7 protein-coding genes are annotated in these 7,965 nt (G+C 66.3%); 5 read left to right on the top strand and 2 right to left on the bottom strand.

All coding sequences use genetic code 11. The features are described from left to right. Nucleotides 1-201 precede the first annotated feature (201 nt). Entirely contained in the window at nt 202-549 is a 348-nt protein-coding gene (locus tag KRR26_RS34615) for a hypothetical protein (protein ID WP_217081938.1), read from the bottom strand. 1,849 nt (nt 550-2,398) lie between these two features. On the opposite strand from KRR26_RS34615, the gene KRR26_RS37920 reads away from it, so the two are divergent. After that, nucleotides 2,399-2,953 carry a tyrosine-type recombinase/integrase gene (locus KRR26_RS37920; protein WP_407931757.1) on the top strand — a complete coding sequence of 185 codons (555 nt, stop codon included), beginning with the start codon at nt 2,399-2,401 and terminating at the stop codon, nt 2,951-2,953. Here the strand turns inward: KRR26_RS37920 and KRR26_RS34605 are convergent. Then, entirely contained in the window at nt 2,902-4,383 is a 1,482-nt protein-coding gene (locus tag KRR26_RS34605; protein ID WP_217081936.1) for a sigma-54-dependent transcriptional regulator, read from the bottom strand. The genes KRR26_RS37920 and KRR26_RS34605 overlap by 52 nt on opposite strands. Before the next feature lie 187 nt (nt 4,384-4,570). Here KRR26_RS34605 and KRR26_RS34600 point away from each other — a divergent pair, with 187 nt between their 5' ends. Genes KRR26_RS34600 through KRR26_RS34585 form a run of 4 tightly spaced genes read left to right on the top strand, consistent with a single transcriptional unit; the run spans nt 4,571 to nt 7,963 of the window. After that, nucleotides 4,571-5,323 carry an OmpA family protein gene (locus KRR26_RS34600; RefSeq protein ID WP_120208250.1) on the top strand — a complete coding sequence of 251 codons (753 nt, stop codon included), beginning with the start codon at nt 4,571-4,573 and terminating at the stop codon, nt 5,321-5,323. Between the two features lie 23 nt (nt 5,324-5,346). After that, nucleotides 5,347-5,781: a chemotaxis protein CheW gene (locus KRR26_RS34595; protein ID WP_120208252.1), complete on the top strand. Its 435-nt coding sequence runs from the start codon at nt 5,347-5,349 to the stop codon at nt 5,779-5,781. A 2-nt stretch (nt 5,782-5,783) separates the two neighbouring features. Next, nucleotides 5,784-6,170: a protein CrdC gene (locus tag KRR26_RS34590; protein WP_217081935.1), complete on the top strand. Its 387-nt coding sequence runs from the start codon at nt 5,784-5,786 to the stop codon at nt 6,168-6,170. After that, complete coding sequence (locus tag KRR26_RS34585) at nt 6,167-7,963, top strand: methyl-accepting chemotaxis protein (protein ID WP_120208256.1); 1,797 nt, start codon at nt 6,167-6,169, stop codon at nt 7,961-7,963. Before KRR26_RS34590 ends, KRR26_RS34585 begins: the two co-directional genes overlap by 4 nt. Nucleotides 7,964-7,965 lie beyond the last annotated feature (2 nt).

The raw sequence follows: 7,965 nt of genomic DNA, 5'->3' as shown, positions 1-7,965 counted from the left end.
GGGCCTTCTCGCTCTCAGGTCTTCTGCGCACACAGAGCCGAACGAGAGGTGCCCCTGCTCTTTCTTCCCGCTCGTCTCGCGCTTGCCCGCCCCTCAACCTGATCGCGAATCACGACCCTCGGTTTAGTCTGTTGGTGGGGCCGGCTTCTCAACCCCGTGGAACAGCCGCCGTTCGAGATGCGTGAGCGGTCGTTTGGACACTCAGATCGCGCGAACTGTCAGCGAGATTGCGCAATTGTCGCCATCGCCGCCGTTGCGGTCAATCGCGAATTGTGATGGTGCCTCATTATCGAAGTGGTTCTGTCCGGCGAATGGATTTGAGTAATGAAAAACCAAGTCGCCACCACCACCGTCAATGCGATAAACAACGCTCCCGATCGCACCAGTCATCATGCCGTTTGACTCAATCCGGAATGACTCTTGAGTGTTTGGACCGATCGTCGACGGTGGATCCCGGGTGTACTTTCCGCTCTCTGTCGTTATTGCCGTTCGGATGAGATTCATTCCCGTCGAGTTGACAATAATGCCATCGATGCTTCGCGCAGCCATTGATGGACTCCTTGGTGTGGGCCAAGCGGGGCTTGTTTGCCCCGATGACACTGTATCGCGATTCGCGTTTGGTGTCAGTGATTGGGCGTGAATTGTTGGATGTCGGATGGTTGAGGCGGCCGCTGTTTTGGAGCCATGCAGTGTTTGCCACCTGAAGTCATGCATTGTCATGGTGTGCATTGTTGCAATGTTGCGAAGTCCGCTCCGACCCATACTCATGTTGCGCCAGTCGTGGTGTCGGCCTAGCGGTCCGGCCGCTTTGTCGGCTTGTGCGGATGCTTCGCCACCGACGCCGCAAGCAAGTCGAGGCTGCCTGGCTTCGATCCTCCTTAGCCACCAACTTGCGACGAAGGTCCGTCTCCCTCGATTACCTGGACCCTTCGTTGGAGATCCTCCGCAAGGAGTAGTGACAGCCAGGACCTGCTCGCTCCGCCAGTTCTATGCGCCACCGCTCACCAGTAAGAGCAAGGGGCGCCAGCACCGCGCCGCCCCCCAGCCGTCAGTTCGCAAACCGGGCAGCCCAATGCCCCGCGTCGCCGCAGATCATGCTGTCCTCGGTGGTGCCTTCGAGTGCGCCCGAGCGAGGTCCGGTGCCGGTCTGGATTCGTCCGGCCAGCGGCACAAGCAATGAAGGCTGGCACGGAGGTCCACGCTCCATCATCACGGTTGCAGGGCTATGCAGAGACGCATGCCTCACTCTCAGAGGGGACACCAATCGAAACTCGTCTACCCTCTGCGCCGCTAGAGTTCGCAGACCTTGCAGGTCGTGGCCAAGTCCTTACATGGACGCTAACCTCAAATGAGCCTGCCGGTCAGCGGTGGCGTTGCATTGGTTGAGGGAGGGAATGCAATGATTGAGAGTCCCAGCATGCAAGGTCAGGTTTTGCTATGGGTCATCACTCTTGGGGTGGTTGTGATTGCCTTCGTGCCGGCAAGCGCACATGCCCAGTTCGCATTCAGCAGCAACGGCCCCATACCCGGCATGAGATGCATTTCAGTGAATGAGGGGTCCGACCCCGATTCATGGGCCGACAACTACTTCTGCTCTCTTAATGATGAGCGGATGGTATGGTCAATGTGGAGTCCCCGCCCCGGCATGCAGTGCACTCAGATAGTAGAACTCGCTGAGCCAGCGGAACACACATGGCAGGACAACTACCTGTGTTTGCCGACCGACTCGCGCTGGAGCTTCCGGTGGAGCATGAGTTGGCCGGCGCCGGGCCCCAACGAAACCTGCGTCCAGTGGCTGGAGCCGAAGGACCCGCACACATGGAGCGACAATTTTCTGTGCTTTGCTCCTAAGTCAGGCAGTCATTCGGATCCCGTCAAGTCCAATCGCCAAGACTGTATTGAGAAGGTCAATGCGACAGCCGAGGCGTGCCGGGAGAAATGTGACAATAATGGGATGGAGGGACATGATTTGTGCCTCAAGAGGTGCAGTGATGCGAGGCAGAGGGGAGTAAATGGGTGTAACAAAGCATATCCCTAACAGCCCTAACGAAAGTCAGGGCTGACCTGGTCGCTGGCAAGGGCCATGCCCAGGTTGATGGGTATGGTCCGCGACCTTGTCCCTGGGGCCTTCTGGCAGCGCGTGGCTCCCCTGCTGCCTCCGCCTCTCCCCAAGAAGAAGCTGGGGCGACCACGGGCGGATGATAGATCGGCCCTGGAGGCAATCGTCTTCGTGCTCCGATCTTCGCGGGTGAACGTCTGGCTCATCGCGCACCGCCCTTGCAGGCCTGCCGGCTGCCGTCGCACTCGGCAAGGCGCCGGCCGCAGGCGCAGAACCGCTCCTCGTCAGGCCACCAGCGCGGGGAGGGCACGGCCAAGGCCGGCGGCCCGTCCGCTGCCGATGTTGCCCGTGATGCCCACGAGGGCCAGCGCCGCTCGCTCTCGCATGTCTGCGGCGCCGAGGCGTGTGGACTCCTTTGCGACGTGCACGAGAGCGGCAGAGGCGCTCTCACGCTCCGACTCGGCATCGAGGAGTGCTCCGGCCAATGCACGCGCCAGAAGAGCCACCACGGTCTCCAGGCATGTCGCCAAGTTGCTGCGAAACATTGCCAGGCGAGCCCATGTCTCGCTACCGTCTGGAATTACCTTCCACATGTTGCGCAAGACGTTCGTCACGCACCTGATTCGTGACACCGGCGGCGACATCAGCACGGCCCAGCATATGGCCGGCCACTCCACGCCAGCCGTCACCATGACGTACTACGTCGGACGCGACGCTGCCCACCACGCGAGCCAGATTTCGGCTCTGCAGGTGGCCTCGGCCTCTGCAACTGGTCACACCCCTGTCACACGGAAGAGGAGATCCATGGCTGTCACGCAACCTGCACCAGTGAAATCCGGAGGTTACGCGTCAGAGTTGCCCCGCCGCATGCCCAGCGACTTCATCTTTTTATAGAAGTGCCCGCGTTCCAGATCGAGGATCCGCGCGGCCTCGGTGACGTTGTCGTGGGTGTGCGCGAGCACGTGCTGGATGATCTCCCGCTCGGCGTCGTCCACCTGCTCCCGGAACGTGCGATCCGCTCGCGGACGGAAGCCCGTCATGGGGGCGGCAGGGGACGTCGCGGGGCTTGGCACCACGGGCGCTGACACGACCGCTGGCGCCAGCGCGACCGATTCAAGGCTCGGCTCAGGGGCAACAGCCGCGGGCGTGGTGAGCATGCCTTTCCCTCGCGGCAACAGCTCCAGTGCATCCGTCCGGCTGACGACCGGGCCCTCGCAGAGGATGGCCAGCCGCTCGACCAGGTTGCGCAGCTCGCGCACGTTACCGGGGTAGTCGTACGCGCTCATCACCGCGACCGCGTCGGGCGATAAGGTCAGCGCGCGGCGCCCGTTCTTCGCACAGGCCTCGCGCAAGAACGTGTCGATGAGATCCGGCAGGTCCTCGCGCCGTTCACGCAGCGGGGGCGAGTGAATCTGCACCACGTTGATGCGGTAGTAGAGGTCCTCGCGGAATCGCCCGGCGGCGATCTCCTGCTCCAGGTTCTTGTTCGTCGCCGCGATGACCCGGACATCCACCTTGAGCGTCTCCGCGCCGCCCACGCGCTCCAGCTCTCCCTCCTGCAACACGCGCAGCAGCTTGGACTGCATCGCCGCCGGCATGTCCCCGATTTCATCCAGGAAGAGGGTGCCGTCGTGGGCCAGCTCGAACTTGCCTCGGCGCACGCTCACCGCGCCGGTGAACGCGCCCTTCTCGTGACCGAACAGCTCGCTCTCGATGAGGTCGTGCGGCACGGCCGCGCAGTTGAGCTTCACGAACGGACCGCTCTTGCGCCGCGAGTTCTGGTGCAGCGCGCGGGCGATCAGCTCCTTGCCCGTGCCGTTCTCGCCGGTAATCAGCACGCGCCCCTCGCTGGGAGCCGTGCGCTGGATGAGCGAGAAGATGCGCTGCATCGCGCGCCCGCTGCCCACCATGTCGTAGCGGCCGAGCTGCGCCTTCAGCTCCTGCAACTCCTCGATGACCGCCTGGTGCTTCAGCGCGTTGCGCAGCGCCACCAGGAGTCGGTCTCTCGCGATGGGCTTTTCGAGGAAGTCGCGCGCTCCCAGTTGGGTGGCCTTCACGGCGGTGTCGATGGTGCCGTGGCCCGACATCATGATGACGGGCAAGTCGGGCTTCAGCTCGGTGAGCCGGGCGAGCACCGTGAGGCCGTCCATGTCCGGCATCTTCACGTCCATCAGCACCGCGTCCACCGGACGGGCGCTCACCACGTCCAGTGCGACCTGCCCGCTGCCCGCCAGCTCCGTGCGATAGCCGGCGAGCTGGAGCGACTGGCTCAGGGTGAGAAGGATGTTCTTCTCGTCATCGACGATGAGGACGGCGGGAGCCATGGTCGGGCCAAAGGACACAGTCTCACGGAAATAATCGGGGCATCAAGCGCTTTGGGACCAGGCGAGCATTCGGAACGGGACAAATGCTTTGACTCATCGGGCCATGTGAGACTAGACGCGACGATTCGTACCGCGTCCCGCGCGGACAAACTTTAGCGAGACAGAGATTCAGATGTTGGGAGGAACGATGCGTCGCATTTCGCTCTGGGCCGGCTTGGCCCTCGCCGTGGGTGTTCTCACCGGGTGCCCCCCCACCTATCCGAAGTGCAACACCGACGAGAACTGCAAGGAGAAGGGCGAGGTTTGCGTCCAGGGCAGCTGCCAGGAGTGCGCGACCGACGCGAACTGCAAGGACGGCTTCACCTGCCAGGGCAACAAGTGCGCCCCGAAGCCGCCTGAGTGCACGACGGACACCCAGTGTGGTGGCGGTCGCATCTGCGAGGCCGGCAAGTGCGCGGCGGCCCAGTGCAAGGATGACACGCAGTGCACCGGCGGCGCGACGTGCCAGGGCGGCCGTTGCCAGGCCCCGAAGGACACCTGCTCGGCCAGCTCCGACTGCGGTGAGGGCCAGGAGTGCAAGGCCGGCAAGTGCGTGACGGCGGATGCCTCCAGCAAGTGCGACTGGTCCCCGGTTCGCTTCGGCTTCAACGAGTCGAGCATCTCCGGTGACGCGCAGCAGCGCCTGAGCGCCCTGGCCGCCTGCATCAAGGCGTCCCCGGCGAAGGTCACCCTCGGCGGCCACGCCGACGAGCGCGGCACGGAGGAGTACAACCTCCAGCTGTCCAACCGCCGCGCCGCGGCCGTCAAGCGCTACCTGGTGGACCTGGGCGTGCCGGCCAAGCAGCTCACGACGGTGGGCTACGGCGAGACCCGCCCGGCCAACAACTCCTCGTCGGAAGAGGCCTGGGCCGAGAACCGCCGCGTGGAGTTCCAGCGCTAGTTCTGAGGTAGGCTGCGCGCTCCATGGCCTTGCCTGAGCCGGAATCGCGTCAGTCCTACCTCGTCTTCGCCTGCGGTAGCAGTTGGTACGCGGTACCCGCGGAGAGCGCGGCGGAGGTCGTCACCTTCCCAGAGCTCACGCGGGTGCCGGGTGCCCCCGCCCATTTGTTGGGCGTGTTCGCGCACCGGAGTGAGGTCATCCCGGTCGTGGACATGAGCCTGCTGGTCGGGGGCGTTTCCGCGGGTTCCCGGCGCGCCGTGCTCGTGCGCTTGTCGCGCGGCACGCTGGCGCTGACCGCCAGCACCGTGGCCGGCGTGTCCTCCGTGGCAGGCGTCCTGGAGCCCTTGGGGCCCAGTGGCGTGCATGTCCACCTGCGAGGTCCTGGCAAGAGCGGCGCTCGCGACGTCGCCGTCATCGACATCGAGGGGCTGTTCGATCACCTCAGCCAGGGCGGCTAGCCATGGGGCCGGCCAGCCGGGTCGAGGGAACGCTCCTGTGTCGTGCGGGTGCGCATCGCATCGCCTTCGCCGCGCATGAGGTGGCGTTCATCGCCTCGGCGGAGCGTGAGTCCACGGCGCGCACCTGGAGTGCCCGGCGGGCCTTTCGTGAGGCTGCGTCGGAGTCCAGGGGCCGCGTGCTCGTCGCGCCCTCGGGCGAGTCGGTGGGCGTGGACGCGCTGGAGCTCGACGCGGACACGCATTCCGTGCTGCCGCCGCCCCACGTGACGGCGACGCTGTCCGGTGGGAGCCTTCGCGGCTTCATCCTGGTGCGAGGCGCGCTGTGGCCGCTGCTGGGGTTGGCGGACTTCGAGCACTACCTGCGCGGTCTGGACGCGGAGGCGACATGAGCGGCGCTCCCTCGCTGAAGGGACTGGCTTCGTGGACGGTGCGCCCGTCGTGGCTGGGCAGCAGCGTGGGGCTCGGGCTGGCGCTCCTCCATGGCCGATTGTCCGGCGCGGTGCCCGAGGGCACCTGGAGTCTGTTCCTCGGCCTGGTGGCGGCCTCGCTGATGCTGTCGCTGGGGCTGACGCATCTGCAGGCGCGTCAGGCGCTGCGCGTGCTGCATGGCGTGGGCGAGGGGCGTCTGTCCGCGACGCCGGAGCATCTGCGCGGCGCGCTCCAAGAGGCTCGCGCCGTTCCGGGCAAGTGCTTCGCGTTCACCTTGCAGGGGTGGCTGGGGGGCTCGCTGCTCGTGGCGTTCGCGTTCACCCAGATGGCGGAGGCCCATGCCTCGGTCGGGCTGCGGGTGTTGCTGGTGGGGTTGGCGCTCGGGCCGCTGAGCGCGCTGCTCGTGTATCTGCTGGTGGTGCGCCGTAGCCGGGTCGCGGTGGAGCGCATCGCGGCGCGGGGACTGACGCCGTTGGAGGTCATCGCCGCGGCGCCGCCTCGGAAGATGCACATCCGGCGGAAGCTGGTGCTCTTCACGGCCATCGCGGTGCTGAGCCCGTCGTTGTTCATCCTGGACGTGGCCGTCACGCAGACGGTGGAGACCGTGGACACCTGGGCCGCCGCGCGCACGCCCGAGGCTCGCGCGGCGGTGGTGGCTCGCGCCCGCGCGGACCGGGGCGCCACGCTGGGGTTGATGGCCGCGCTCGTGACGCTGCTCGTGTTGGGCACGGCCTACGCGGGGGGCACGGCGCTGGCCGAGCCCCTGCGCTCCATCACCGAGGACGCGACGCGCATCGCGCAGGGAGACCTGCGGCCACCTCGGGTCGTCGCCGCGGAGGACGAGCTGTGGGCCGCCTCGGCCGCGTTCACGCAGATGCAGGCGCAGCTCGGTCAGGCGCTCACGCAGCTCCGGCGCGCGGGCCTCCAGATTTCGAGCACCACCGAGCAGCTCGTGGCCACCAGCGCCGAGCAGGAGTCGGGCGCCGACGAGCAGGCCAGCTCGCTCAACATGACGAGCGCGACCACGGAGGAGCTGGCGCGCTCGGCCCAGCAGATCGCCGGGGACGCCGAGTCCGTGGCCGCCATCGCCGAGACGACCTTCGCCGCGGCCCAGACGGGGCAGCGCGGCGCCACGGCCTTCCTCGGTGCGATGCAGCGCATGCGGGAGGGGAACCAGGCCATCGCGGACGCGGTGGTGCGGCTCAACAAGCGCGTGCAGCAGATTGGCAAGGTGGTCGAGTTCATCAATGAGATCGCCGACAAGTCGGACCTGCTGGCGCTGAACGCGGAGCTGGAGGGGACGAAGGCAGGCGAGGTGGGGCGTGGCTTCTCGCTGGTGGCGGCCGAGATGCGCCGACTGGCCGAGAACGTCATCCGCTCGACCAAGGAGATTGAAGGGCTCATCGAGGAGATTCGCGACGCGACCAACGGGGCGGTGATGGCCACCGAGGCGGGGCTCAAGGCGACGGAGTCCGGCGCCGAGCTGGCGGCCCAGGTGGACGAGGGGCTGGGGCTCATCCTGGAGCTGGCGCGGCAGACGTCCCACGCGGTGCGGAGCATCTCGCTGGCGACGCAGCAACAGCAGACGGGGACGGATCAGCTCGCGGCGGCGATGGGGGACATCCTCCGAGTCACCGAGCAGAACGCCGCGGCCACCAAGCAGATGGTGGCCGCCAACGCGGACCTCTCCACGCTGTCACGCGACCTCAAGCACGTGGTGGATCGCTTCAGTCTGGGCGCGGGGGAGGGCTGAGT

This window comes from Citreicoccus inhibens (assembly GCF_019039035.1).
Lineage (GTDB): Bacteria > Myxococcota > Myxococcia > Myxococcales > Myxococcaceae > Citreicoccus > Citreicoccus inhibens.
Note: the sequence above shows the minus strand (reverse complement) of the source record. Positions and strands in the feature narration are given on the sequence as shown.

Excerpts from the sequence above, each read along its gene's own strand:
- KRR26_RS34595 (WP_120208252.1), top strand. The coding sequence starts at position 5,347 with ATGGCCTTGCCTGAGCCGGAATCGCGTCAGTCCTACCTCGTCTTCGCC.
- KRR26_RS34585 (WP_120208256.1), top strand. The coding sequence starts at position 6,167 with ATGAGCGGCGCTCCCTCGCTGAAGGGACTGGCTTCGTGGACGGTGCGC.
- KRR26_RS37920 (WP_407931757.1), top strand. The coding sequence starts at position 2,399 with ATGTTGCCCGTGATGCCCACGAGGGCCAGCGCCGCTCGCTCTCGCATG.
- KRR26_RS34600 (WP_120208250.1), top strand. The coding sequence starts at position 4,571 with ATGCGTCGCATTTCGCTCTGGGCCGGCTTGGCCCTCGCCGTGGGTGTT.
- KRR26_RS34605 (WP_217081936.1), bottom strand. The coding sequence starts at position 4,383 with ATGGCTCCCGCCGTCCTCATCGTCGATGACGAGAAGAACATCCTTCTC.
- KRR26_RS34615 (WP_217081938.1), bottom strand. The coding sequence starts at position 549 with ATGGCTGCGCGAAGCATCGATGGCATTATTGTCAACTCGACGGGAATG.
- KRR26_RS34590 (WP_217081935.1), top strand. The coding sequence starts at position 5,784 with ATGGGGCCGGCCAGCCGGGTCGAGGGAACGCTCCTGTGTCGTGCGGGT.